The sequence below is a fragment of the Devosia alba genome (assembly GCF_039938915.1).
GTDB classification, from domain to species: Bacteria; Pseudomonadota; Alphaproteobacteria; order Rhizobiales; family Devosiaceae; genus Devosia; species Devosia alba.
The window spans coordinates 27,158-52,043 of sequence record NZ_JBDUUI010000007.1; the positions used below are offsets into that span (position 1 = coordinate 27,158).

At 62.2% G+C, this 24,886-nt stretch carries 27 protein-coding genes and 2 riboswitches; of the genes, 16 read left to right on the top strand and 11 right to left on the bottom strand.

Going from position 1 to position 24,886, the window contains the following annotated elements; genetic code table 11:
* Positions 1-17: 17 nt before the first annotated feature.
* From ABFY71_RS11565 to nusB, 8 genes are all read left to right on the top strand, one after another.
* A complete protein-coding gene (locus ABFY71_RS11565; protein ID WP_305580633.1) occupies positions 18-407 on the top strand; it encodes a DUF6163 family protein in 390 nt (129 codons plus the stop codon).
* Between the two features lie 210 nt (positions 408-617).
* The gene (gene ldtR, locus ABFY71_RS11570) at positions 618-1,127 is read left to right on the top strand and encodes a transcriptional regulator LdtR (RefSeq protein WP_305580631.1); all 510 of its coding nucleotides are present in this window, start codon (positions 618-620) and stop codon (positions 1,125-1,127) included.
* A 300-nt stretch (positions 1,128-1,427) separates the two neighbouring features.
* Positions 1,428-2,639: a L,D-transpeptidase family protein gene (locus ABFY71_RS11575; protein WP_347946140.1), complete on the top strand. Its 1,212-nt coding sequence runs from the start codon at positions 1,428-1,430 to the stop codon at positions 2,637-2,639.
* Between the two features lie 46 nt (positions 2,640-2,685).
* Positions 2,686-2,937: a DUF6898 family protein gene (locus ABFY71_RS11580; protein ID WP_347946141.1), complete on the top strand. Its 252-nt coding sequence runs from the start codon at positions 2,686-2,688 to the stop codon at positions 2,935-2,937.
* Between the two features lie 49 nt (positions 2,938-2,986).
* Positions 2,987-3,069: riboswitch (ZMP/ZTP riboswitch) on the top strand.
* 120 nt (positions 3,070-3,189) lie between these two features.
* Positions 3,190-4,491 (top strand): serine hydroxymethyltransferase, encoded by a 1,302-nt coding sequence (gene glyA, locus ABFY71_RS11585; protein ID WP_347946142.1) that lies wholly within the window; start codon positions 3,190-3,192, stop codon positions 4,489-4,491.
* Between the two features lie 9 nt (positions 4,492-4,500).
* On the top strand, positions 4,501-4,977 hold the full coding sequence (nrdR, locus tag ABFY71_RS11590) for a transcriptional regulator NrdR (RefSeq protein ID WP_305580623.1): 477 nt from the start codon (positions 4,501-4,503) through the stop codon (positions 4,975-4,977).
* A gap of 5 nt (positions 4,978-4,982) precedes the next feature.
* Positions 4,983-6,047 (top strand): bifunctional diaminohydroxyphosphoribosylaminopyrimidine deaminase/5-amino-6-(5-phosphoribosylamino)uracil reductase RibD, encoded by a 1,065-nt coding sequence (gene ribD / locus ABFY71_RS11595; RefSeq protein WP_347946145.1) that lies wholly within the window; start codon positions 4,983-4,985, stop codon positions 6,045-6,047.
* 102 nt (positions 6,048-6,149) lie between these two features.
* A complete protein-coding gene (gene nusB / locus ABFY71_RS11600; RefSeq protein WP_347946147.1) occupies positions 6,150-6,644 on the top strand; it encodes a transcription antitermination factor NusB in 495 nt (164 codons plus the stop codon).
* 12 nt (positions 6,645-6,656) lie between these two features.
* On the opposite strand, the gene ABFY71_RS11605 is transcribed toward nusB, so the two are convergent.
* Positions 6,657-7,043, bottom strand: a complete 387-nt coding sequence (locus ABFY71_RS11605; protein ID WP_305580619.1) for a putative immunity protein — start codon at positions 7,041-7,043, stop codon at positions 6,657-6,659.
* Between the two features lie 63 nt (positions 7,044-7,106).
* Positions 7,107-7,556, bottom strand: a complete 450-nt coding sequence (locus tag ABFY71_RS11610; protein WP_347946148.1) for an outer membrane protein assembly factor BamE — start codon at positions 7,554-7,556, stop codon at positions 7,107-7,109.
* A gap of 166 nt (positions 7,557-7,722) precedes the next feature.
* Between ABFY71_RS11610 and ABFY71_RS11615 the strand changes: the two genes are divergently transcribed.
* From ABFY71_RS11615 to iolG, 7 genes are all read left to right on the top strand, one after another.
* The gene (locus tag ABFY71_RS11615) at positions 7,723-8,250 is read left to right on the top strand and encodes a ubiquinol-cytochrome C chaperone family protein (protein ID WP_347946149.1); all 528 of its coding nucleotides are present in this window, start codon (positions 7,723-7,725) and stop codon (positions 8,248-8,250) included.
* A complete protein-coding gene (locus ABFY71_RS11620) occupies positions 8,247-8,795 on the top strand; it encodes a YceD family protein (RefSeq protein WP_347946150.1) in 549 nt (182 codons plus the stop codon). The genes ABFY71_RS11615 and ABFY71_RS11620 overlap by 4 nt, the downstream gene beginning before the upstream one ends.
* A gap of 78 nt (positions 8,796-8,873) precedes the next feature.
* Entirely contained in the window at positions 8,874-9,944 is a 1,071-nt protein-coding gene (plsX, locus tag ABFY71_RS11625) for a phosphate acyltransferase PlsX (protein ID WP_305580613.1), read from the top strand.
* Entirely contained in the window at positions 9,941-10,918 is a 978-nt protein-coding gene (locus ABFY71_RS11630) for a beta-ketoacyl-ACP synthase III (RefSeq protein WP_347946151.1), read from the top strand. The genes plsX and ABFY71_RS11630 overlap by 4 nt, the downstream gene beginning before the upstream one ends.
* Before the next feature lie 240 nt (positions 10,919-11,158).
* A complete protein-coding gene (locus ABFY71_RS11635) occupies positions 11,159-11,470 on the top strand; it encodes an integration host factor subunit alpha (protein ID WP_305580609.1) in 312 nt (103 codons plus the stop codon).
* 24 nt (positions 11,471-11,494) lie between these two features.
* A complete protein-coding gene (locus tag ABFY71_RS11640; RefSeq protein ID WP_305580607.1) occupies positions 11,495-11,950 on the top strand; it encodes a MerR family transcriptional regulator in 456 nt (151 codons plus the stop codon).
* A 98-nt stretch (positions 11,951-12,048) separates the two neighbouring features.
* A complete protein-coding gene (gene iolG / locus ABFY71_RS11645) occupies positions 12,049-13,086 on the top strand; it encodes an inositol 2-dehydrogenase (protein WP_347946153.1) in 1,038 nt (345 codons plus the stop codon).
* A gap of 112 nt (positions 13,087-13,198) precedes the next feature.
* On the opposite strand, the gene iolB is transcribed toward iolG, so the two are convergent.
* The 9 genes from iolB to ABFY71_RS11690 all read right to left on the bottom strand — a co-directional run bounded on the left by iolB (position 13,199) and on the right by ABFY71_RS11690 (position 24,088).
* A complete protein-coding gene (gene iolB, locus ABFY71_RS11650) occupies positions 13,199-14,002 on the bottom strand; it encodes a 5-deoxy-glucuronate isomerase (protein WP_347946154.1) in 804 nt (267 codons plus the stop codon).
* Positions 13,944-14,192 (bottom strand): DUF3329 domain-containing protein, encoded by a 249-nt coding sequence (locus ABFY71_RS11655; RefSeq protein WP_347946155.1) that lies wholly within the window; start codon positions 14,190-14,192, stop codon positions 13,944-13,946. Before ABFY71_RS11655 ends, iolB begins: the two co-directional genes overlap by 59 nt.
* Positions 14,193-14,256: 64 nt before the next feature.
* Complete coding sequence (gene iolE, locus ABFY71_RS11660) at positions 14,257-15,174, bottom strand: myo-inosose-2 dehydratase (protein WP_347946156.1); 918 nt, start codon at positions 15,172-15,174, stop codon at positions 14,257-14,259.
* 114 nt (positions 15,175-15,288) lie between these two features.
* A complete protein-coding gene (iolD, locus tag ABFY71_RS11665) occupies positions 15,289-17,136 on the bottom strand; it encodes a 3D-(3,5/4)-trihydroxycyclohexane-1,2-dione acylhydrolase (decyclizing) (RefSeq protein WP_347946157.1) in 1,848 nt (615 codons plus the stop codon).
* Between the two features lie 92 nt (positions 17,137-17,228).
* Entirely contained in the window at positions 17,229-19,166 is a 1,938-nt protein-coding gene (locus tag ABFY71_RS11670; protein ID WP_347946158.1) for a bifunctional 5-dehydro-2-deoxygluconokinase/5-dehydro-2-deoxyphosphogluconate aldolase, read from the bottom strand.
* Between the two features lie 118 nt (positions 19,167-19,284).
* The gene (locus ABFY71_RS11675; RefSeq protein WP_347946159.1) at positions 19,285-20,127 is read right to left on the bottom strand and encodes a MurR/RpiR family transcriptional regulator; all 843 of its coding nucleotides are present in this window, start codon (positions 20,125-20,127) and stop codon (positions 19,285-19,287) included.
* A 131-nt stretch (positions 20,128-20,258) separates the two neighbouring features.
* A complete protein-coding gene (locus ABFY71_RS11680) occupies positions 20,259-21,236 on the bottom strand; it encodes a DMT family transporter (protein ID WP_347946160.1) in 978 nt (325 codons plus the stop codon).
* A 104-nt stretch (positions 21,237-21,340) separates the two neighbouring features.
* Positions 21,341-21,488, bottom strand: a riboswitch (FMN riboswitch).
* 516 nt (positions 21,489-22,004) lie between these two features.
* A complete protein-coding gene (locus ABFY71_RS11685) occupies positions 22,005-23,354 on the bottom strand; it encodes an MFS transporter (protein ID WP_347946161.1) in 1,350 nt (449 codons plus the stop codon).
* On the bottom strand, positions 23,351-24,088 hold the full coding sequence (locus ABFY71_RS11690) for an MBL fold metallo-hydrolase (protein WP_347946162.1): 738 nt from the start codon (positions 24,086-24,088) through the stop codon (positions 23,351-23,353). The genes ABFY71_RS11685 and ABFY71_RS11690 overlap by 4 nt, the downstream gene beginning before the upstream one ends.
* 86 nt (positions 24,089-24,174) lie before the next feature.
* Between ABFY71_RS11690 and ABFY71_RS11695 the strand changes: the two genes are divergently transcribed.
* Positions 24,175-24,834, top strand: a complete 660-nt coding sequence (locus ABFY71_RS11695) for an ArsR/SmtB family transcription factor (protein ID WP_347946163.1) — start codon at positions 24,175-24,177, stop codon at positions 24,832-24,834.
* The last annotated feature ends 52 nt before the right edge of the window (positions 24,835-24,886 follow it).

Here is a 24,886-nt window from a genome sequence, read left to right on the forward strand (position 1 = left end):
ACAGATAGAAAACCGTCATGGATTTCAACGCGCCGCCTATCGGGATATATATTCGAATCGTCGCCATCATCAGCCTCCTGCTCGGGCTCAATGATGCTTCGCGCCTGCTCGGCGTCAATCTGGGCGCTGTCAGCCCCATCACCACCCTGGGCATGACGGGCTTCGTCTACCTGGCGATTTTTGCGCTGGCCCGCCTGTTCGCCGCGGTCGGCCTGTGGATCAAGGCCAGCTGGGGCGCGGTGCTGCTGGTCGGCGCCACTGGCGTTGAACTGACACTCTACCTGCTGGGGAGCCCCGATGTGCAGATGACGGCAATCGGCTTTGCGGTGCGGCTGGTGCTGCTGGCATCAATCGTCATTATTTTCGTGTTGAGCATCCGCCACCGTCGCGCCAGCGCCGCCGACTGAATAGGGTCGGTCCAATTGCCCTGATGGCGTTCACACCCGCGTAAGGTTACAAATTCCTCAACTGGTGTAACGAATAATAAAGCCAAATTCTCATTACATTCCAGTAAGATGCTCTTAATCACGCTGCTTAGGGCGATCTTAGAAACAGCATCGTAGTTTAGCCTCACGAGATGCGAAAAATCGCACATACTGCAAAACAGTGAGGCTAACATGGCATTCAAATCCAACGCAGCCGAGGCATTGACCCCGGAACGTCCAAAGAGCTTGAAGCCGCTTTATCTGGAAGCGGTGTCCCGGGTAGAGCGGCTGCATCGCCGGCTGCTCGATCTGATCAAGGACGAGTTCGACCGTATGGGCTGGGATGATATCAATCCCGTCCAGGCATTGCTGATGTTCAACATTGGCGACGCCGAGCTGACCGCCGGCGAACTGCGCTCGCGTGGTTACTATCTGGGCTCGAATGTCTCCTATAATCTCAAGAAGCTGGTCGAAGCCGGTTACATTTTTCAGGAACGCTCGCGGTCTGATCGCCGCTCGGTGCGCATCAAGCTCAGCCCCAAGGGCGAGGAAGTCGCTGAAGTCATCGACGAGCTCTATGATCGCCACCTGAAATCCATCGACAAGGTCGGTGGCCTGGGCGATGACGAGTTTGACGGCCTGAACAAGGCTCTGGCCCGCCTTGAACGCTTCTGGGTCGACCAGATCCTCTACAAGCTCTAAGGCCCGCCCGGCAGCACCTGTTGCCGGTCTGCCACACTGATTTGCAAACACCGGTCCCCAGGGGCCGGTGTTCTCATTTCCGCCGCAAACCCCCATGAAGGCAGGTGCGTGGTTTGTAAGCATTTCCCGGCTAGATAGAGTAACAGAATGGGCCCGGTTCACATGCGTTTGACCGCGTTGTGGCTAGTTGGGCCTTTGTGGTAAAATTGCTCCTGCTTCGGTAATCAGAAAAAATCGGGTGAATTAATGCGGCTTAATCGACGTTCTCTCCTCCGGTACACGGCCATGGCCGGGGCCTCTATGGCCCTGCCAACTGCGCTGCGCGCGCAAGAGGGCGAGTCGTTGTTCGACATGTTCGAGCGCAATCGCGTACTCAACGACGTCGATAAGGGCGGCAACACCTCGGCCGCCGAGGCCCTGATCGCCACCAACGAGCCGATTCTGTCGTTTGACACGGTCTACAATCTGCAACTGGCAATCTCCCAGTATGAGCCCTTCGTCGCCGCTGGCGGCTGGGAAGAGATTCCGCAGGAGGCCTACAACCTGACGCTGGGCAATGCCAAGAAATCGGTGGTTGCGCTCAAACGCCGCCTGATTTCGTCGGGCGACATGGCCCTGGTCGAGAACGTCAATGACGTGTTCGACCCCGCCACCGATGCCGGCGTCCGCAAATTCCAGGCCCGTCATGGCCTCAGAATCACCGGGCAGGTCGATGAAGCAACCTGGTACGCCATGGCGGTGCCGGCCCAACAGCGGCTGCAGCAGCTCTATCTCAACTTCACCCGCGTTCAGAACTTGGCGCCCCAGCTCAGTCCACGCTATGTCGTGGTCAATATTCCGGCGGCCACCATCGAGGCGGTCGCTGATGGCATGGTGGAGCAGCGGCATACTGCCGTGGTCGGTCGCGTCGACCGCGCCACCCCGATCATGGCCAGCAAGGTCAGCCAGATCAATTTCAACCCCTATTGGCATGTGCCCAAATCGCTCGTCGAGCGCGATCTGACCAAGTACATGCTGGAAGATCCCGAATATCTGGCCAAGCAGAATATCCATATCTATGACGGCAGCGGCGCTGAGATTTCGCCCGCGACGATCGATTGGAACAATCTGGGCAACGCCATCAACTATATGTATCGCCAGGAACCTGGCGCGGCCAATTCCATGGGCCACTGCAAGATCAATTTCTACAATCCCTTCGATTGCTACCTGCACGATACCCCTGCAAAGGCCCTGTTTGACGAAAATGCCCGCTTCCACTCATCGGGCTGCGTCCGGGTTGAGGGCGTCAACCAGTTGGTGAACTGGCTGTTGCGCGACAATGGTGATTGGGATCAGGCCAAGGTGGATGCCCAGTTTGAATCCAACCAGCGCCTGGACGTCGAGTGCAAGGCCCGCGTGCCGCTGCACACGACCTACATTACCGCCTGGGCGAACCGTCAGGGCACGGTCAGCTTCCGTGACGACGTCTACAAGTTCGACGAGCAGGGCAAGGTCACCTTCGAACAGGGCTGAAACCGCTCACAACTCGACTTGCAACGCCCTCCCTGCCGGGAGGGCGTTGTCGTATTCTCAACCGCTCGAATCCTGCTACTGTGCGGGCATGGGGCAGGGTGAAGTACTATTCGAATTCTCGCAGGTCGGCCGGCAGATGCGGGTTGCCGCCATAGATGTCGACACCGGCACCGAGGTCATCGTCATCACGCCCGTTTCGGCGACCAGGCTGCAAATGCAGCAATTGGCCCTGGGTAAACTGCGCAAGAAACTGAGTGGCGAGACGCCTCCCGCGCCGCCGGCTGGCAAATTTGGGTGAGCTGCCGCACAATTCTGCTTTCGCCCGGCCTGGTCTTGGGCCATAACTGCGGTGTTCGCGCTACTGGCGAGAAGAGATGGGGAACCATCGGGGAACGCGAACCTTGCAGAGCCGCTCGCCTGGGCACCCAATCGCATTTTAGGGAGCCCCCATGTATCAACCCCACCGTACCCAGCCTTGGAATCGCTTGTCGCGACATGATAAAGGCAGCTTCACGCCCACTTGTATCGCCATTTGCGAGGTCATTGTTCCATGAGCGCCCCCCAGTCCGTTCCGCTCTTCCCGAATTTTTTCACCAATTCCGTGGCGCAGACTGACCCGGAACTGGCTGCCGCCATCGCTGATGAGCTTGGACGCCAGCAGGGTGAAATCGAGTTGATAGCCTCCGAGAACATCGTCTCTCAGGCGGTGCTTGAGGCACAGGGGTCGGTTCTCACCAACAAATATGCTGAGGGCTATCCCGGTCGCCGTTATTACGGCGGCTGCGAATATGTGGATGTGGCCGAAACGCTGGCCATCGAGCGCGCCAAGCAGTTGTTTGGCGTCGAATACGCCAATGTGCAGCCCAATTCGGGCTCCCAGGCCAACCAGGGCGTCTATCAGGCCCTGATCCAGCCCGGTGACACCATCTTGGGCATGTCGCTGGATGCCGGTGGTCACCTGACCCATGGCGCCAAGCCCAATCAGTCTGGCAAGTGGTTCAATGCGATCCAGTATGGCCTGCGCAAGCAGGACGGTCTGGTCGATATGGATCAGGTGCGCAGCCTTGCCCATGAACATAAGCCCAAGATGATCATTGCCGGGTTCTCGGCCTATTCGCGCGTGATGGACTGGGCCGCGTTCCGTGCCGTTGCCGATGAAGTGGGGGCAATCCTGTTTGTCGATATGGCCCACGTTGCCGGCCTTGTGGCCGGTGGGGTTTACCCCAGCCCGTTCCCGCACGCCCACGTGGCCACCACGACCACGCACAAGACGCTGCGCGGCCCGCGTGGCGGGCTGATCCTGACCGATGACGAGGCCATCGCCAAGAAGATCAACTCGGCCATTTTCCCTGGTATTCAGGGTGGTCCGCTGATGCATGTCATCGCTGCCAAGGCAGTTGCCTTCAAGGAAGCCCTGCAGCCGGAGTTCAAGACCTATGCTGCCCAGGTGGTGGCCAATGCCCAGGTATTGGCTGAAACCCTGGTCAAGGGGGGCGTCGATATCGTCAGTGGCGGCACTGACAACCACCTGATGCTGGTTGATCTGCGTCCCAAGGTCCTGACCGGCAAGGCGACGGAGCAGGCGCTGGAGCGCGCCCACATTACCTGCAACAAGAACGCCGTGCCGTTCGATCCGGAAAAGCCCGCCATCACCTCGGGCATCCGTCTGGGCACGCCCGCCGGCACATCGCGCGGCTTCGGCGCGGCCGAATTCCAGTTGATTGGTGAACTGATTATTGAAGTGCTCGATGGTCTCGCGGCCAATGGCGAAGCCAATAATGCGACGGTCGAGGCGCAGGTCCGCGCCAAGGTCAAGTCGCTCACCGATCGCTTCCCGATCTACGGTTTGTAAGGGTTTCCGATGCGCTGTCCCTATTGCGGTAATGACGATACGCAGGTCAAGGACAGCCGCCCGACCGAAGATTCCGGCGCCATCCGCCGCCGCCGTGTCTGCAATGGCTGCGGCGGCCGCTTCACCACTTTCGAACGCGTGCAGTTGCGCGACTTGACTGTGGTCAAAAAGAGCGGCCGCAAGGTCCCCTTTGATCGCGAGAAGCTGGCCCGGTCGGTCTATACCGCGCTGCGCAAGCGTGCCGTCGAGGCCGATCGGATCGAGCGCATGATCTCGGGCATTGTCCGTCAGCTCGAGAGTCTGGGTGACGTGGAGGTGACCTCTGACCAGATCGGCGAATATGTGATGGATGGTCTCAAGGAACTCGACGACGTGGCTTTTGTGCGCTTCGCCTCAGTCTACAAGAACTTTTCGGCTGCCGACGATTTCCGCAATTTCCTGGCCAAGCTGGCGGAAGGGCAGGGCACTCTGCGCGATGACGATTGACCCAGGTGTCACCTGAAGATCAGCGCTGGCTTGATGCCGCCGTACGCTACGCTACGCCATTCCTCGGCACTACCGGCGATAATCCCTGTGCGGCGGCGCTGGTGGTCGATCCGAGCCGACAAACCCTGATTGCTCGCGCCGTCACCGCCCGCGGCGGTCGCCCCCATGCCGAGGCAATTGCCCTGGCCAGCGCCGGGCTCGAAGCGGCGGGCTCAACGCTTTATGCAACGCTGCAACCCTGCCATCACTGGGGTCGCACGCCCCCCTGTGTCGACGCCATTGTCCGCGCCGGCGTGATGCGGGTGGTGGTCGGGGTCGCAGATCCCGATCCACTTGCGGCAGCAACTGGCCTCGAGCAGCTGCAGTCGGCGGGTATCGAGGTTGTGCTGGCCGAGCATGCACCCTCGGCGGCATTGCACGCCGGTCACCTGCATCTACGCACCGATGGTCGGCCCCATGTCACGGCTATGCTCGTGGTGTCGGCCGATGATCGGATTGTCAGCCCGGCCGCTGGTGCAGCCCGCGCCGTGCTGGACCTGCAGCGGGCCCGTGCCGATGCGATTTTGATTGGCGCGGCAATGGCCCGACACCACAATCAGCAGCTGGCCGTCGCCATCCCCGGCCTGGCAGCACGGACGCCGCTGCGCGTGGTGCTTGCCGGTGCGCAAGGCATTGATCGCAGCTTGAATCTGGTTGGCAGGCTTTCGGGATATCGCACTGCAGTCATTGCTGAAAGTAGGGTCCCGGTCGATGCGCCGGCATCGGTAGAAGTGCTGCGCGTTGCCGGATTGAACGGCCACCCCGATTTGAGGGAAGTTCTCACTGCCCTGGGCAAAAAAGGCCTCCAGAACCTGCTCATCGAGCCTGGCCCACGCCTGGCAGCCGCCCTGCTGCAGGCCGGCCTGATCGACTGTTTCGGGCTGATTGTCAGCAAGGACGCGGCGAACGATGGCCCGCCCGCCGCCAGCACCGGCAAGGTGGCCAAATTGATTGCCGCCGCGGGTCTTGTTGAGACCGAGCACCAGAACCACGATACCGCGACGTTGAAATTCTACCGTCGTCCCGCATAGCTGCCGCCGCGGCATATGTATTGATGTTCCGGCGGGAGACGACTATGGGGTGGGCCCTTGCCGGCGGGCGTCTGCAGACCGCAACCAACAGAGTGACTTTCCATGGCTGATGCCCCCAAGCGCGATCCCCAGAGCGACCGACCTGCCAATCAGCGTGGTGCTGCTCGCCTGGCGGCGGTGCAGGCGCTGTACCAGATGGATATTGGCCGGACCTCGCTCGAAGATACCTTGGCCCAGTTTGGCAGTTTTCACCTCGGTCGCGAGATCGAGGGCGAACAATATCTGCCGGCCGATGCCGATTTTTTCCGGCAGATTGTCACTGGCGTCACCAAGCACCAGCTCGCGATCGATCCGGCAGTGGACCGGGCGCTGGCGGAAGGCTGGCCGGTAGAACGCGTTGACGCCACGCTGCGCGCCATCTTGCGCGCCGCCGCCTTTGAGCTGCTCCGCCGCAAGGATATCCCGCCCCGCGTGGTAATTACCGAGTATGTCGATATCGCCAAGGCGTTCTACGAAGACGATGCCTCGGGCCTGGTCAATGGCACGCTGGACGCCATTGCGCGCGAGGCCGGCTCGGACCTGAGCGAATCCCGCTAGACCCCGCAGCCGCTATTGCGGCATCGGTGCCTTGTCGTCCTGCCATTTCTCTTCGGCCACATCGTCGCCGCCAGCTGCAATCACCGCCTTGATGGCGTAGTTGGCAGCGTGGCGGGCATGGTTCGGCACATGTGCACTGGCGGCTGCATGGGCAGCGGCACGCGCGGCCTCGCGGGCAACGGCGCTGCCGGCCTCCCGCGCCGCGGCGTGGGCTGCAACGGCGGCCTTGCGGGCCTCGGCCACGGTCAGCTTGCCACTGGCCCAGCGGCGCGCGGCTGAAATCGCAGCCTTTGGGCGGCTATCGCCCGGCTTGGCATCGTGGAACAGGGGCAGCACGCGTTCGGCGCAATCTGCTGCCCAACTGGCGATGGCTTTATGCTGTTTCGTATTGTGCTGCATCTTTATCTCCAAAAGCAAAAAGCCCCGGTCTCCCGGGGCTCTCGAATTCCATGGGCGCAGGCGCTAGAACGACTGCAGGATCTGCTGGATAAACGTACGATCCTCGCCAAATGACGGCGTCCGGCGGGTCTCGATGGTCACGGCCTTGCCATCCTTGAGCGTGTAGATGGCCTTGTCGACCACTTTCTGGTTCTTGTCGAAATAGACAGCCAGCACCGTGCGCGAGTCGATCATCGTCATGCCAAAAGCGGTTTGGCGTATCTTGGTCTGGACGTAGTACCAGGCGCTCTGATCGCCAAATGTATTGGTGGATTGCGGCGAGCCCAGTACCAAGGTGACCAGTTGCTGGCTCTGTCCGGGTCGGATTTGCGCCTGTGCGCTGTCAGAAATTTCATAGCCCTGTGTGCGGGAATTGACCAATGAGGTGCTGCTGCTGCAGGCGCCCAGTGACAACGCGATCACGACAGCGGCTGCGATTGGTGCTAGGGCACCGGAGACGGAACGCAGTGGCATGAATTTGACTTTCCCGATGGCTCTCGACTATAGGCACGGCTACAGCGCGGCACGCTTCAGCCGCCGGAATGTGTAGCTGCCAATCTGCCCGTCTGGCAAGCTGGCAATGGTCCGAAGGGGCTTTTTGCCCGGGTGTTAGGCCGATCACGAATCTGAGCGCAACCCCATGATATTCAATCTGTTCCGCAAAAATACGGCCATCGAACCAGTTTATGCCGTCTATAACGCCATTGTGGCGCAATCCCGGCAACCCCAGTTCTATGCCGATTGGCAGGTCCCCGACTCCGTTACGGGCCGCTTCGACATGATCAGCCTGCACATGGCGCTGTTGTTTCGCCGACTGCGCAGCGAAGCCGGCGGCGACAAGAGCTTCAGCCAGGCGGTTTTCGATCTGTTTTTCAAGGATATGGATCGTTCACTGCGCGAAATGGGCGTTGGCGATCTGGGCGTCCCCAAGCGCATTCAGAAAATGGGCAATGTCTTTTTCGGTCTGCTTGCGGCATTGTCAGAAGCGATGGATCGCAATGACCGTGCCGCCCTTGAAAGCGTCTTGGCACGCAATATCTTCGCCGATACCCAGGGGCCGCAAGTCCGGGCCATGGCCGAGTATCTGCTGCGCCAGGATGCGGCCATCGCCAAGCAGCCTGCCGAGACCATCACCGGTGGCATTATTGAGTTTGAGAGCGTGCAATGAGCCGACCCGACGCCCCCATTATCGACGCGATTGTGCGCATTGACCGCCTCCCTGCCTCGGGGCGTTCCATTGAGGTCGTGGCCGACGCAAAGGCCTGTGCTGAACTGGCAAAAATCCTCAATGTCCAGGCCGTTGAGGCCATGCAGGCGTCGCTGAGCGTAACCCCACTGCGCGGCGGCATCAGGGCGCTTGGGCATCTGAGCGCGCGCATTGTGCAGGCCTCTGTGGTGTCGTTTGAACCCGTCCCGCAGGACATAGACGAAGCCATTGATCGGGTCTTCCTGCCGCAAAGCGTCGACCATGTGCCCACACCGGGCTCGGAAGTGTTTGTCGATCTCGAGGATGACGATTTTCCTGATCACATTGACGGCCCGGAAGTCGATCTGAGTGGGCTGTTGATTGAAACCATCGCATTGGCGATCGAACCCTATCCGCGCCTGCCCGGCGAAACCCTCGAATCGTTGGGACTGGACACCGATAACGCGGACTCCGGGCCCTTTGCGGCCCTGACCAAACTCAAGAAGTCCACCGACATTGACCGCTAGTATCAGCGCCGGGGCTTGCACCGACTCTCTGATGCGATATGTTCGCATGCCTGCCGAGCAGGCCGAAAACGGGCTGAAATGACCGATACAATTACACTATCAGTGGATGCCATGGGCGGCGACAACGCCCCGCGCGCGGTTATTCACGGCGCCTGTCTGCTGTTCAAAGAGCACAGCAACGCCCGCTTCATCTTCCACGGTCGCCAGGAGCTGATCGCGCCGCTGCTTGAGGAATTTGCCGTCCTCAAGCCAGTTTCGACCGTGCGGCACTGCGAAACCGTGATCGCCATGGACGAGAAGCCAAGCCAGGCCTTGCGCAAGGGCCGCGGGACGTCGTCGATGTGGATGGCTATCCAGGCCGTCAAGGACGGCGACGCCGACGTCGCCGTGTCCGGCGGCAATACCGGGGCGCTGATGGCCATGGCCACCTTCTGCCTGCGCCTGATGGACGGCATTGCCCGACCCGGCATTGCGGCCATCTGGCCGACGCTGCGCAGCGACATCGTGGTGCTCGATATGGGCGCCACCATCGGCGCAGATGCCCAGCAATTGGTCGACTACGCAATTCTGGGCTCGGCCCTGGCGCGTTGCCTGTTTGACGCCGAATCCCCCACCGTCGGCCTGCTCAATGTCGGTACCGAAGAGGTCAAAGGCCTCGAGTCGATCAAGGAGGCGGGGCGCATCCTCAGCGACGCCAGCGGCTCGGGCTTCACCTATCATGGCTTTGTCGAAGGCGACGATATCGGCAAGGGCACGGTCGATGTGGTGGTCACCGAGGGTTTCGTCGGCAATGTCGCGCTCAAAACCGCTGAAGGCACGGCCCGTCAGGTTGGCTCCTATCTGCGCACGGCCCTAAAATCCAATCTGATGAGCCGCATTGGTGCGCTTTTTGCCACCTCTGCGCTCAATGCCCTGCGGCACCGGATGGATCCGCGCACCGTCAATGGTGGCGTATTCATGGGCCTCAACGGGATTGTTATCAAATCTCACGGTGGCACCGACGAAATCGGTTACAAAAGTGCGCTCAATCTGGCCTATGAGATGGCAAGGGCGAATCTGATCGAGAAGATCGGCGACACCATGAAGCGTTTCCCCATCAAGGCGGCACCCGCCGCTACTGATCCAGCATCCGAGGCAAAACCGGCGTGACGAAAACGCGTACCATCATCCGCGGTGTCGGTGGCTACCTGCCCGAAAAGGTGCTCACCAACGCCGAACTAGCGACGATTGTTGACACATCCGACGAGTGGATCCAGCAGCGGGTCGGCATTAAGCAACGCCATGTCGCGGCCGAGGGGCAGTATACCTCCGACCTGGCGGTTGAAGCCGCCAAGCGCGCCATGGCCGCCGCTGGCGTGACGCCCGACGACATTGACCTGATCATCGTCGCGACCACCACGCCTGACTACACTTTCCCATCCGCTGCTACCTTGGTGCAGATGAAGCTGGGCATGCATCATGGCATGGCCTTCGACATCCAGGCGGTCTGCTCGGGCTTCGTCTATGGCGTGGCCACGGCTGACAGCTACATCAAGAACGGCCTGGCAAACCGGGCATTGGTCATTGGCGCCGAAACCTTTACCCGGCTGCTGGACTGGACCGATCGCACCACTTGCGTGTTGTTCGGTGACGGCGCGGGCGCGGCGGTGCTTGAGAAAATCGAACTTGCCGATGATGCCCCGGAGCAGGGCATCCTGGCCTCGGCTCTGCGTTCCGATGGACACCATTGGGACAAGCTCTATGTCGATGGTGGCCCCTCCACCACCGGCACGACCGGGCATGTGCATATGCAGGGCAAGGAGGTGTTTCGCCACGCCGTGGGCAAGATCACCGGTGTGGTCTATGACACGCTTGAGCAGGCCGGCTATACCGTCGCCGATCTCGACTGGTTCGTGCCGCATCAGGCCAATAAGCGCATTATCGAAGGGGCAGGGGCCAAGCTCGGCCTGCCACCTGAGAAAGTCGTGATGACCGTCAGCGAGCATGCCAATACCTCGGCGGCCTCGGTGCCGCTGGCGCTGAGCGTGGCCGTGGCCGATGGACGGATCAAGCGGGGCGACCTGGTGATGCTTGAAGCAATGGGCGGTGGCTTTACCTGGGGCGCTTCGCTCATTCGCTGGTAAGCCCATGGCAACGCGATTGACCTTAGGTGTTTCAAGGCGTTAGTGTCGATTTCAGGTGGAGGACACAGCGCAAACTTGCCGCATGAGAGATTGTGCAGGACAAGGGCGCTGACCTGATGGACGGGTTTCTGCGGATCGACGCGATCTCAACCAGAGTCGTGTCGGCAGTATGCCAGCTCAAGGGCGCGGATGAGCGTTCCGGCGCGGGAACCTGGCCGTTCGGACAACACGGGGTTTCGAATGACGCAAAAGACGGTCACGCGGGCGGATCTCGCCGAAGCAGTGTACGGCACGGTCGGCCTGTCCCGAACGGAATCGGCCGAACTGGTCGAACGGGTCCTCGAACTGATCGGGGATGCCCTGACATCGGGCTCCAACGTCAAGCTCTCCTCCTTTGGATCCTTTCAGGTGCGCTCCAAGAATGAGCGCATCGGCCGCAATCCGAAAACCGGCGAAGAGGTGCCGATCCTGCCGCGGCAGGTTCTTGTGTTCAAACCGTCCAACGTGTTGAAGTCCAAGATCAACAAATCTATGGTTGTGTCTGGGAAATAAGTCATCCAGCGAGTCTCAACCTTCGTGGATAAGTCGCCAGACGCATTCCGGACCATATCTGAAGCCGCCGAGGAACTGGACCTGCCACAGCATGTCCTGCGTTTCTGGGAGACACGCTTCAGCACGATCAAGCCGCTGAAGCGCGGCGGGGGGCGTCGCTATTACCGCCCCGACGACGTCCTGCTGCTGCGCGGTATTCGTCACCTGCTCTACGATCAGGGTTTCACCATCAAGGGCGTGCAGCGCATCATCAAGGATCAGGGCAGTCGCTATGTCATCGCCGTTGGCGAGGGCAAGTCGATTGAGGACATCCTGCCCATGATCGAAAGCGCCGAAGCGGCCGGTGATGAGGCCGAGATCGAAGACGCCGTGATGCTGTCCAGCCCGCACCTGGACCAGGACTCCCGCGACAAGCTCTCCGCCGTGCTGCGCGAACTGCTCGAGTGCAAGCGTATCCTGGAACGCGCCAGGGAAGCGTGAGCCACCGCCCCTCGGGGAAAATTTAGAATGTATGTTCCGTATTGACAGGTCCATGATGCACGTGTTGCATCGCGGTCTATCTTTGCAGGAGACTACCCATGACTGTTCGTTTCGGCCTGCTTGGCGCCGGCCGCATCGGCAAGGTGCACGCCAAGGCCGTGTCGTCCAACCCCAAGGCCAGGTTGGTCGCCGTGGCCGATGCCGTCGACAAGGCCGCCACTGAGCTGGCCGGGCAGTATGGCTGTGCGGTGCGCAGTATTGCCGAGATCCTGGCGGCAACCGACATTGACGCCGTGGTGATCTGCACGCCCACCGACACCCATGCCGATCTGATCGAGCAGTTCGTTCGCGCCGGCAAGGCGGTGTTCTGCGAAAAGCCGATCGATCTCGACGTCGAACGCGTCAAGGCCTGCCTCAAGGTCGTCGATGCCGAGGCCGGCACCTTGATGGTCGGCTTCAACCGGCGCTTTGACCCCCATTTCATCGCCGTGCGTGACGTGATCACCAGGGGAGAAATCGGGGCGGTGGAAATGGTCACCATCGTCTCGCGTGATCCCGGTGCGCCCCCCGTCGACTATATCAAGCGTTCGGGCGGCATCTTCCGCGACATGACCATCCATGATTTCGACATGGCGCGTTTCCTGCTCGGCGAGGAGATCGAGTCGGTCACCGCACAGGCCTCCGTGCTGGTCGACAGCGCCATTGGCGCTGCCGGCGATTACGACAGCGTCTCGGTCATGCTGCAGACCGCGACCGGCAAGCACGCAACCATCTCCAACTCCCGCCGCGCCACCTATGGCTATGACCAGCGCATCGAGGTGCATGGCTCCAAGGGCGCCGTGTCGGCGGAGAACCAGCGCCCGGTCTCGATCGAAGTGGCCAATGCGCACGGCTATACGCGGCCGCCGCTGCATGACTTCTTCATGACCCGCTATCTCGACGCTTATGCCCATGAAATCAGTGCCTTCATCGATTCGGTTGAATCAAAGTCTCCGGCATCGCCGAGCGGCATTGATGGCCTGATTGCGCTGGCCCTGGCCGAGGCAGCGCTCAAATCGGTCAAGGAAGGCCGTACCGTCAAGGTAAGCGATGTCACTGGCGCGCTGGCGGACAAGAGCGTGTTCCAGGGGCGCTGAGGCACCCCCACGTGACCTCCCCTGAAGGGGGAGGGACCGCATCGAGGCCTTCGCACGATCCCAGGCAAGCATCAGATCGCTCCTCCCCTTCAGGGGGGGCTGGGTGGGGGGCCTATTTCAGCAGCCACTCATGCTCGGGTGCATTGTGGAATTTCCACACCCGCCTGGGCCCGGCCATGACGTTGAGATAATAGAGGTCATAGCCAGCGGTCGTTGCCACCGGGTGATAGCCCCGGGGCACCAGGGTCACATCGCCATCTTCAATCACCAGCGCCTCATCAAGGCTGCGGTCATCGGTATAGACGCGCTGCATGGCAAAGCCCTGCGGCGGGTTCAGCCGGTGGAAATAGGTCTCTTCCAGCTGGCTCTCATGGGGCAGATTGTCCTGATCATGCTTGTGCGGCGGATAGGACGAGGTGTTGCCCTGCGGGGTGATGACTTCCACCACCAGGAGGGAATGGGCCGCCCCGTCATCCTCCGGCATGATATTGTGGACGTGGCGCACATTGGCGCCCTTGCCCCGGGTGATCTGCGGGTGGCGACCGGGTGCAATGATCTGGGCCTTGTGCTCGCCACCACCGGGAGCGGCGCAGACCGCCAGCTCAAGATCGGTACTCGCCTCGGCGGTCCAGGCGCTGCCCATGGGCACGTAAACCGCCCATGGCGCGCCCTCGAACGGGCTCATCCGCTCGCCCAATTCGCCAAAATCGTCGCCGTCGACGCTGAACCTGCCCTTGCCGCCCACCAGCACCAGGCACAATTCCTGATCGCCGGCATCGCCGCCGATCGTCTCACCAGCGGTCAGCCTGTGCAGGGCAAAGCCGACATAGGTCCAGCCCGCGGTGGCCGGCGTGACATCATGTACCTGACCCACTGTCCCCTTCGGGCGGACGCGGAGGTTCGGATTGCTGGCCATTATTGGGCTCCTCCTTGGGAAAGGCGTAAAAGAAGGTGTAGAATGAATAGACCAGCGCGGCTCCCACGAGGAAGGCCCAGAACTGGTCATGGGTCCAGAACAGCTCCCAGATGAGCCAGATCACCAGGAATGCGCTCACGGCGAGGCGGCGCCACAATGGTCGAAACCAGCTTAGGTCATTTTCTTTCAAGCCAATCCGCCTTCTGCCTGTAAATCACTATCGTCTGGTGTGTAGCACACCACGTCGCCAAGATTCACCCCTTGGGAAAGCCCTGGGTTTCAACAGTGTAACCGGCTGCCGTCATGACGCGGATAAGTTCCTTGTAGCCAACCTGCGCCATGCGCAGCGGCGAGTTGGTCCTGGGGTCCTGCTCGGCCTCCACGACAAACCAGCCTTCATAGCCATAATCGGCGAATTTCTGCACGATGGCGCCGAAATCCAGCGAGCCGTCGCCGGGCACCGTAAAGGCGCCGAGCGCCACCGCATCGAGAAAGGACTGCCTGGCGCGGTCGAGCGCATTGATCACCGCCATGCGCACATCCTTGACGTGCACGTGATTGATGCGCTGGTGGTGCTTGTCGATGGCGCGCAGGACGTCGCCACCGGCAAAGGCCAGATGGCCCGCATCAAACAGCAGCGGAATACCCGCGCCGGAATGCGCCATGAAGGCGTCAAGCTCGGCTTCGGTCTCGACCACGGCGCCCACATGGTGGTGATAGGAGAGCGGCATGCCCTGTTCGGCGCACCATTCGCCAAATTCGGTGACCTTGCGGGCATAGGCCTGCATCTCGTCATCGGCCAGTTTCGGCTTGGTGTTGAGCGGGCGCGAACGATCACCCTGCACCGAGCGGCCAACTTCGCCATAGACAATGCAGGGCGCATCGACGGCCTTGAACAGCTCGATCATCGGGGCAATGCGCGCCTTGTTGGTCGCCAGATCCTCATCGACCAGCGTGCCGGAAAACCAGCCACCGCACAGGGTGACATCGGCGGCCTTGAGAATGGGCAGCATGACGGCCGGATCATCGGGGAAGCGGCGGCCCTTTTCCATGCCGGTAAAGCCGGCCGAGCGCGACTGGCGCAAGCATTCCTCCAGCGACACGTCATCGCTCAGTTCCACCAGATCGTCGTTCCACCAGGCGATGGGCGACATGCCGAGTTTGGCTTTCATTTTCACTCCCTGCGCTGTTCGCGCCAACCAACACCCCCACCCTTGATCCCTCCCCCTTGTGGGGAGGGATGCGAGAGCAGGGTGGGGGGGCTCTCCACGCTCTCGATGCAGGTTCTACCCCGCCCGCTGCGCCTTGAGTGCCGCCAGATAGGCCTCGCGTGCTGCCTGCACTTGCGGCCTGTCGCTGACTTCCGGCACGGCCACATCCCACCAGTGGCCACCGGCGTCGGTGCTGATCAGCGGGTCGGTGTCGATGACGATGACCGTGGTGCGGGGCGTGGCTTCGGTTTCATGCAGCGCCGTTTCCAGCTCGGCGAGCGAGGCGACCTTGTGCGCCACTGCACCCATCGACGCGGCGTGCGCCGCAAAATCAATGCCGGGCAGGGTGACGTGGTGGGTGTCCTGCAACAGATTGTTGAAGTTGGCGCCACCGGTGGCCATCTGCAGCCGGTTGATGCAGCCATAGCCGGCATTGTCGAGCAGCACGATGGTCAGCTTGGCGCCCAGCATGATCGAGCTGGCGATTTCCGAGTTCATCATCATGTAGCTGCCATCGCCCACCATGACCACGACATCGGCATCGGGGCGGGCCAGCTTGACTCCCAGACCACCGGCAATCTCGTAGCCCATGGTCGAAAAGCCGTATTCCATGTGGTAGCTGCCCGGCCCCGTGGCCTTCCACAGCTTGTGGAGTTCGCCGGGCAGGCCACCAGCGGCACAGACCACGACAGCGTGTTCGCGGGCGCGCTGCACGGCACCAATCACCTGGGCGTCCGATGGCAGCACGGCATTGGACGATGCGGTGGCCTCGTCAGCGGCAGTCAGCCAGTCATCCTTGCCGGCCCAGGCCTTGTCGGTCCAGTCGGGGTCGGCCAGCCAGCCGGTGAGGGCGGCATTGAGCGCTTCGAGGCCGGCCCGTGCGTCGGCGACCAGGGGCAGGGCGCGGTGCTTTTGCGCGTCGAAGGGCTGCACATTGAGGCCGATGATCTTGAGCGCGTCGTTCTTGAACAGCGCCCAGGAGCCGGTGGTGAAATCCTGCAGCCTTGTGCCGATGGCCAGCACCACATCGGCCTCTTCAGCCAGCGCATTGGACGCCGCCGTACCGGTAACGCCAACCGAACCCATATTGAGATCGTGGTCATGCGGCAGGCTCGACTTGCCGGCCTGGGTTTCCAGCACCGGCACGCCATAGCGTTCGGCAAAGGTGCGCAGCGCGGCGCTTGCCTGCGAATAGAGCACGCCGCCCCCGGCAATGATCACCGGTTTTCTGGCGCGGATCAGGGCCGCTGCAGCATTGGCGAACTCGTCGCCATCGGGCATGGGGCGACGCACGCCCCAGATCCTTTCGGCAAAAAAGCTCTCGGGATAGTCATAGGCTTCAGCCTGCACGTCCTGACACAGGCTCAGCGTCACCGGGCCGCATTCGGCCGGATCGGTCAGCACCTGCATGGCCCGGTGCAGGGCGGCCATGATCTGCTCGGGGCGGGTAATGCGGTCGAAATAGCGGCTGACGGGCTTGAAGCAATCATTGGCCGTGACGCTGCCATCGCCCCAGTCTTCCACCTGCTGCAACACCGGATCAGGCGCCCGGTTGGCGAACACATCGCCGGGCAGTAGCAGCACGGGCAGGCGGTTCACATGCGCCATAGCGGCAGCGGTGACCATGTTGAGGGCGCCAGGACCAATGGAGCTGGTGCAGGCCATGAACCGGCGGCGGAAGCTGGCCTTGGCATAGGCAATCGCCGCATTGGCCATGCCCTGCTCGTTCTGGCCGCGATAGGTGGGCAGGGTGTCCTTGACGCCATGCAGCGCCTCGCCAAGGCCCGCGACGTTGCCGTGCCCGAAGATCGCGAACACGCCACCAAATATCGGCACGATCTCGCCGTCGATCTCGGTCTTCTGCATGGTCATGAACCTGGCCAGGGCCTGGGCCATTGTCAGTCGGATCGTGTTCTGGCTCATGGTGTCTTGGTCCTCTTTATGACTGAGCCATCGGCTCTATCGTCTGACTGCCCCTTGTGGGGCGGCAGACGATTGGAACGGCAATGCTCAAATCACGCTTCCCTGTTCTCACTCAGCCGCTCCCAGGCCGCCACCAGGGCGCCGAAGCGGCTGGCCATGTCGGCCACGGCCGCGTCGTCACTGATATCGCCTGTCAGCCACGCCTTTGCCGCCTCGGCGAAGATAGTGCGGCCGACCGCAAAGCCCTTCACCATTCGTGAGGTCTGCGCCAGGGCGAAACCAGTTTCGAGCGCGGCCTGACTGGCTTCCAGCCCCAGCAGCACAATGCCGCGGCAATGGGGGTCCCGGGCTTCGATCACAGCATCGATATTGGCCCAGGCTTTGGCCGAGGCCTGCGGCTCCAGCTTCCACCAGTCGGGCTTGATGCCGGCGTCGTACACCGCCCGCAGGGCCCGGGCAATGGTGTCATCGTCCACCGGGCCATGCTTGCTGGCGATGATTTCGATCAGCAGGTCGCGCCCGACCTTGCGCGTGGCATCATAGGCGGAAACGAGCTTGTCGATCTGCTGGGCCTTGAGGTCGGCGGCGTCATCAGGATGATAGAAGCACAGCACCTTGATGCAGTGATCCACCGGCCAATCGATCAGCCGCGAGCCCAGATCCTGGCTGAACTCGAATTGCAGCGGTCGCGACCCCGGCAGCTCGATCGGCCGGCCGATCCAGAAATCGGGCTGCGCGCCAGCGGCAAACAGCGCATCACGGCCATATTTGTCGTCGATCAGCATGCCGAAGCCGGGACGGCCATTGGCCACCTGCAAGGCCGCCTTGACCGCCAGCGCCTTGAAGGCCGGGATGCGCGCCAGCAATTGGGCCTCACCCGCGGCCATGTCCTCGATCTGGCTGCGATGGTCGATTGCCAGCGCCATCAGGCTGGGGATGGCGCGGCGGCGATTGGTGGCCCAATGCAGATGGTTGAGTTCGGCATCCTTGCGCAGCGCGCGCTCGGCACTGCCCTTCGCCAGGAAATGACTGAGTTCGGTCCAGCTTGGATATTCCGGCGCGCACATCAGCCGCGACACGGCAAAAGCGCCGCAGGCATTGGCCCAGGTGGCGCTGGTGGCATGGGGTTCACCCGTGAGCCAGCCGCGCAGCCAGCCGCTCATGAAGGCGTCGCCGGCCCCCAGCACGTTATAGACCTCGATGGGAAAGCCCTTGCCGACAATGCCGTGCTCCAGGTCATCAGGAATGGCGCCATCATAGACAATACAGCCCATGGGGCCGCGCTTCAGGACGATCGTGCCGGAGGACAGCGTGCGGATCGTCCTGAGCGCGGTGAGCAGGTCGGCTTCACCCGAAGCGATGAGGATTTCCTCTTCGGTGCCAACGATCAGGTCACAATCGGGCAGTACCGACTGGTATTTTTGCGAGACCATGTCGGAGGCCACATAGCGCTCGAAGCCGGCATCATGGCCGGCCAAGCCCCACAGATTGGGGCGATAATCAATGTCAAAGGCGACGCGGGCGCCATGGGCCCTGGCTAGGCGAATGGCCTTTTTCTGTGCCGCCTCGCTATTGGGCCGCGAGAAATGCGTGCCGGTGACGACGATGGCCCGCGCTGCAGCGATCAGGCTCTCGTCGATATCGTCTTCGGACAACGCCATATCGGCGCAGTCGGTGCGATAGAAGATCATCGGCGAGACGCCTTCGGCCTCAACCGAGAGCAGTACCAGGGCGGTCAGCCGGTCCGGATCGGTGGCGATGCCGGCGGTTTCGACCCCTTCGCGCGCCAGTTGCTCGACGATGAAGCGCCCCATCTGCTCGTGGCCGACGCGGGTGATCAGCGCCGATTTCAGCCCCAGCCGGGCCGTACCCACCGCGATATTGGCCGGGCAGCCGCCAACGGATTTGGCAAAGCTGCCGACATCTTCGAGCCGCGTGCCGATCTGCTGGCCGTACAGATCCACCGAGGCGCGGCCAATGGTGATGACGTCGAGCGTCTTGCTCCCGTTTTCGGGCTGCGCAGCAAGCAAAGCAATTCTCCCATGCGGCCAATTGAATGGGGTGTTCAGCCGCCAAACCGATCACCCGTTATGAAACATGGGTTCCGGTTCATCGTCAATATAGAACGGGCATTCTATCAGTGGAATTTCAGCCGCGACGGCGCTTTTCCGCAATACTGACCGTCAGGGCCATGGCAAAGGCCATGCTGGCCGACAGGGAGCGGAATCCGGCATGGTCGGCCTCCACCACCTCGAACCACTCCTTGGAACACTCGGCCAGGGGCGAAAAGGCCGAGTCGGTCAGCGAGACGACGGGGATATCGCGCGCCGCCAGCGTCCGGGCCTGCGTCGTGCTTTCCGAGGCATAGGGCGCAAAGCTGATGGCAAAGGCGGCGTCGCGCGGCGAGGCCATTGCCAGAATGTCGTCATCAATGCCGGCCGAGGTGCCCACCAGCTGGCACTTTACCCGCAGCTTGCCAAAGGCATAGGCCATGTAGCTGGTGATCGGGTAGGAGCGGCGCTTGGCGATGAGATAGATGGTGTCGGCCTTGGCCAGCAGGGTCACCGCCCGTTCCAGCGCCTCGGGATCGACCGCAGCGGCCAGCGCGTCGAGCGAGCGATGGCCCGCATCGACAAAACCATTGAAGATCGTGGTGCTCTCGGCCAGCGCGGCGCCGTTGTGCTCAAGCGTCTTGAGGCGCTCCTCATAGGAGGAGGTGCGTTCGCGCAGGCGGGCCCGAAACAGCAATTGCAGCCCGGAAAACCCGTCAAAGCCAAAATGCTGGGCGAAACGCACCAGCGTCGAGGGCTGAACATGGGCGGCGGCCGCGATGCTGGCGGCGGTACCGAAGGCAATCTCATCGGGATGATCGAGCGCATAGGCTGCCACCTGCGTCAGCCGCTTGGCCAGTTCCCCCTTGCGCTCAAGAATGACGGCGCGCAGCGTCTCAAAATCTTCAGGCGGCAGGTCTCTGGTCTCGGTCAGGGTCATGGCTGGCTCTCGTCTCGGGCCAACTATAATCCCCAATCCGCGCCCGGGGGCAAGTTTTCCTGGAAAATCCGTTCCGGGAACGGAATGAGTGCCATGGCCCGCGGCGCTGGTCCGCGGGCCATGAGGCGCGTCTAGGCCAGGCTGGCAAGCTTGGGGCGTCTGTCGGCCTCGGCCCAGAAAATCAACATGGAGCCGCCCAGCACCAGGGCCGCGCCGGGCCAGAACCAGGCCGACGGCACCTGGCCGAGTGCTGCCCAGCCCAGCAGGCCGCCCAGCGGCACCTTGAGATCGCTGAAAGGCTGCAGGTAGGTCGCATCGGCCAGCTTGTAGGCAATGCCGAGCAGATATTGCGCGGCAGCGGTGAGCAGGCCGAGCAGCAGCAGCAGCCAGAGAGCCGTGCCGGTGGGCAGTGCGAAGGGGAAGCCGGTCGCGATGCCGGACGGCAGGACGTTCGGCGCCAGCCAGGCGAAGGCGTTGACCGCAAGCAGGATCAGCAGATGGTTGGGCGTGACCAGGACCAGCAGCGAAATGGTCAGGGTTTCAGGCGCTTCCTCGCGGGCGAGATATTTGGTGAAAATGTCGGTGCCGGCCCACAGCGCCGCGGCGATGATCGGCACCAAGGTGGTCCAGCCGAGGCCTTCCGTGCCGATGCCCGAAACGATGATGGCGCCGGCAAAGCCCATCAGGGCCGCGATAATGCGGACCGGGGTGGCGCGTTCGCCGAGCAGGATCGTCGAGCCGAGGATGATGAAGAGCGGGCCGGTGGCCAGCAGGGTCACCATCTGCCAGATCGGCACGCCGGAGGCGAAGCCATAGACGAAGACATGCACGCCCAGGGCCGAGACGAAGGCGCGCATCTGGTGGGCCAGGGGGTGGCGTGTGCGCAGCTTGTTAAAGCCGATGCGCAGGATCAGCGGCAGGGCCAGGATGGACGCGATGACATATTGCCAGAAAGCCATGCCCGTCGAGGACAGGCCAAAACCGCCATAGTCCACCGGCGTTGGCAGCACCGATTGCAGCACATTGCTGCCGGCGAATACCACGGCGGCGGCGATCATCAGCAGCGCGCCGGTGGCGGCGTTTGGGGTAGACGAGGAAACGTGGTTCATACAAAAATCCTTTCCGTAACCAGTTTCCTCAGGGTTACGGGAAGTTGCGCCAAGGCCCGGATCCGGCCCGAAATGGGGTACGGACGCGGGCGTGCCAGCGTTGGTCCCGTTCTCTTTCATCCGGACTATACCGTCGGCTCCGGAGTTACACCGGATCTGCTGACCTTTCGGACCTGGTCCGAAAGCGCTCGCGGGCTTGGCATCGCTGCCTTTACCGCCGGTGGGGAATCGCACCCCGCCCTGAGAACAATGCGGAACCCGTGGTCCCGCGAGGATGAACATAGGGCAGGGCGTGCGGCCGGACAAGTAGACACAAGGATGTAACTGTGCGTCGTTTGCGAACGATGAAGAAAATCTGTTCGCGCTAAAGCGCCGTCCGGCCTTTCAGCTTACGGTTACACGGGTAATGGGCGGCCATTGGACCAAAAAACTGTCGACATAGAACGGACCAAGGGCCGCCCATCACGATCCGCTTTTTGGGCGAGGTCCGGTTCAGGCGGTACCAGTATTGCAGGCCCGGCTGCCGAATTTCCATCCTCACTGGAAAGGCGCCCCTCTCCCACGGTCTTCCCGCCCGACCCTGCGTGGGGGCCGCGTGTTGGCGGGAACGGGACAAGTATGCGGGCGGCTTTGGGGGGCGGGGATAAGTTTTTTGCGGGGCCCTTCAGAAGGACGCAGGATTGCGGACGAAAGATCGTCGTTGACCGGAAGCTACCGACGTCATCGCGGACCACCTTTCCATATCAACCATGCTGATCGCCTCGGCTGCTATCGGCCAGGAGGATGTGAAGGCGCATCTGCCGGGTTGAGCCGGGGATGGGTCTCCTCGCCGAATACCCACAACACCAGGCCCGAGAGCATCATTGAAAGGGCAACGAACCAGAACGTCGCCTCAAGAGCCCCGCTGAAATGGGCAACCAGGCCAAGCCCGAGCGCGCCAATGCCGTATCCAAGATCACGCCAGAACCGATAGATGCCAATGGCCGAACCGCGCCAGCTGGGCGGTGCTATGTCGGCCACTGCCGCCGACAGGTTGGGATAAAGCAGCGCCATGCCAAAACCAGCTATGGCGGCCGATGCGGCCCACCACCACACGCCACTGCCCATCACCACCATGCCGACACCGAGACCAGAAATCCACATGCCCAACACATTGGGCCAGTGACGTCCAACGTGATCGGAAAGCCGCCCGGTGAAAAGCTGCGAACCACCCCAGACGAAACCATAGGCGCCGACGATCCAGCCGATGGAGGTAAGGTCCATGCCCTGCTGGAACAGGAACACCGGGAAGATGACCCAGACCAGCGCATCGACAAACTTCTCGACCAGCCCGGCCTGGCTGATCGCGGCCATGCGCCGGTCGCGCCAGGACATCAGCGTGAACACCTCCCAGGTCGTGGGATTGTCGGAGATGTTGGTTGGGTAGCGCGGACGATAGGCACTGGCACCAGCCTTGGCGGTGGCGTGGGTGGCCGCCTCTGCCTTGGCCCATGGCAGGGTATCGCGAACCCAGACCAGGGTCAGCACCAGAGCCGTGATCACGACGGCAAGTCCGAAGATCAGCAGCCCGAGCCTGGCGCCGAGCGCCGTTGCGGCGTAGCCGGTGACAATACCCGCCACGGCGACGCCGACATAACCGGCAAATTCATTGAGGCCGATGGTCAGCCCGCGCTGGTCAGCGCGGGTGATGTCGAGCTTGGAGGTCTGGGTCATAGACCAGGCCAAACCCTGATTGATGCCCAGGAGCACGGTGGCCGCGACGATCCAGTTCCAGTCGGGAGCGAAGTAGATCATGAACGGGACAGGCAGCGCCGCGATCCAGCCGAGCAGCAGGACGCGCTTGCGCCCGATCCGCTCGGACAGGCGGCCAGCAACGAAGTTCAGCACGCCCTTGACCATGCCGAAGGCGACAACGAAGGCGGTCAGGAGGATGAAGGAGCCCCGGGCCACGCCGAATTCGGCCTCGGCCAAGACCGGCACGACCGTTCGCATCATGCCCAGCGCAAAGCCCACCAGCATGACCTGGAGAAGCTGATGGACAAACTGCGTCAGGTTCTCGCGAATGCCGCGCGCGAGCGTGCCCACATTGTCACCTGAAAAGGCTGCACCTTCGCTCATGCGGCGGTCTCCAGCCCGGCATTGCGGGCCCGGTTGGCGGCTGCTTCCGGCGGCGGGGGCGGGATGTCGGCGACCATTTTCGCCACGAACTCGCCCTCATCGACAATGCGGAACGCCTTGTTGAAACGCTTCTCAAAGCCGATGGTCGAGCTCGGCTTGCCGCTGAGGCTGCGCCCACACACCGAGCCGGAGAAAGCGCCAGGCAGCACCTCCAAATGGTCAGGCAAGGCTTTGAGACGTTCCACGCTGGCAAACAGCGCCCTGGCACCGTCTTCGGCGCTGCTGGCAAGTTCGGTTCGCCCCATGTCGCCTACCATCAAGGTGTGGCCGGTCAAGACGAACCAGGGTTCCTCGGCACGACTCCGGTCCGTGACCAGCAGCGAGATGTGTTCAGGGGTATGGCCCGGCGTATGCATAACGGTGATCAACACATTCCCCAGCTCAAGAACACTGCCATCGTTCACGCCATGAAAGTCGAACTTCGTGCTGGCGCCGGCAAACAGGATGTACCTGGCGCCGCTCGCCTCGGCCAGAGCACGGCCCGACGAGATGTGGTCGGCATGGATATGGGTGTCGATCACGTAGAGTATCTTCATACCCGTGGCGGCAGCAGCTTCGAGATAGGGTTCAATGGGCCCGATGGGATCGACGACGGCCGCTGACGCTTTGCCGCCGCAGCCCAGGAGGTAGGACGCGCCTACCGGATCAAAGTGCAGAAACTGACGCAGGATCATGCTGGAACTCCGGTTAGACCAACCCTTGCGGACTGATCCGGGTTGTTATATTCAATTGTTCCATTGAATGATAGAGTGATGTCCTGATGTCAAGTCCCTCACCCAAGCTGGCCCTGTTCGAGCAATTCGCCCTGGTCGCCAAGACGCTGGGGCATCCGCAACGACTTGAGCTGATCGAGCAACTCGGCCAGGGGCCGCGCAGTGTCGATCTGCTGGCAGAAAAACTGGGGGCGCCCATCGCCAATGTCTCCCAGCATCTGCAGACCATGCGCCGGGCTGGCCTGGTCACAGCGGCGCGCCAGGGCAAGTTCGTGGTCTACCGGTTGGCCGATGCCAGTGTGCTGGCGGCCATGCAGGCTATCCAGCGGGTGGCAGAGAACAACCTGGCCGAGGTCGACAAAATTGTCCGGGGCTATTTCGAGCAGCGCGACAACCTGGAGCCGATAACGCGCGAGGAGCTCAGTGGCCGCCTGCGCGAGGGCATGGTCACCGTGCTCGACGTCCGACCGGCCGATGAATACGCGCTCGGCCATGTACCCGGGGCCCTGAACGTGCCGCTTGGCGAACTCGACGCGCGCCTTTCCACACTCGATCCTGACGAAGATATTGTCGCCTATTGCCGTGGGGCCTATTGCGTCATGTCCTTCGAGGCGGTGTCGCGACTTCGGCTGCGGGGCTTCAAGGCCAGACGCCTCGAAGACGGCATGCCTGAGTGGGCGGCAGCCGGCAATGAAGTCGCGTCGTGACAGGCGCCGTTTCAGATCATATCGGTAGTGGTGATGACCATTGGCGGCCTGG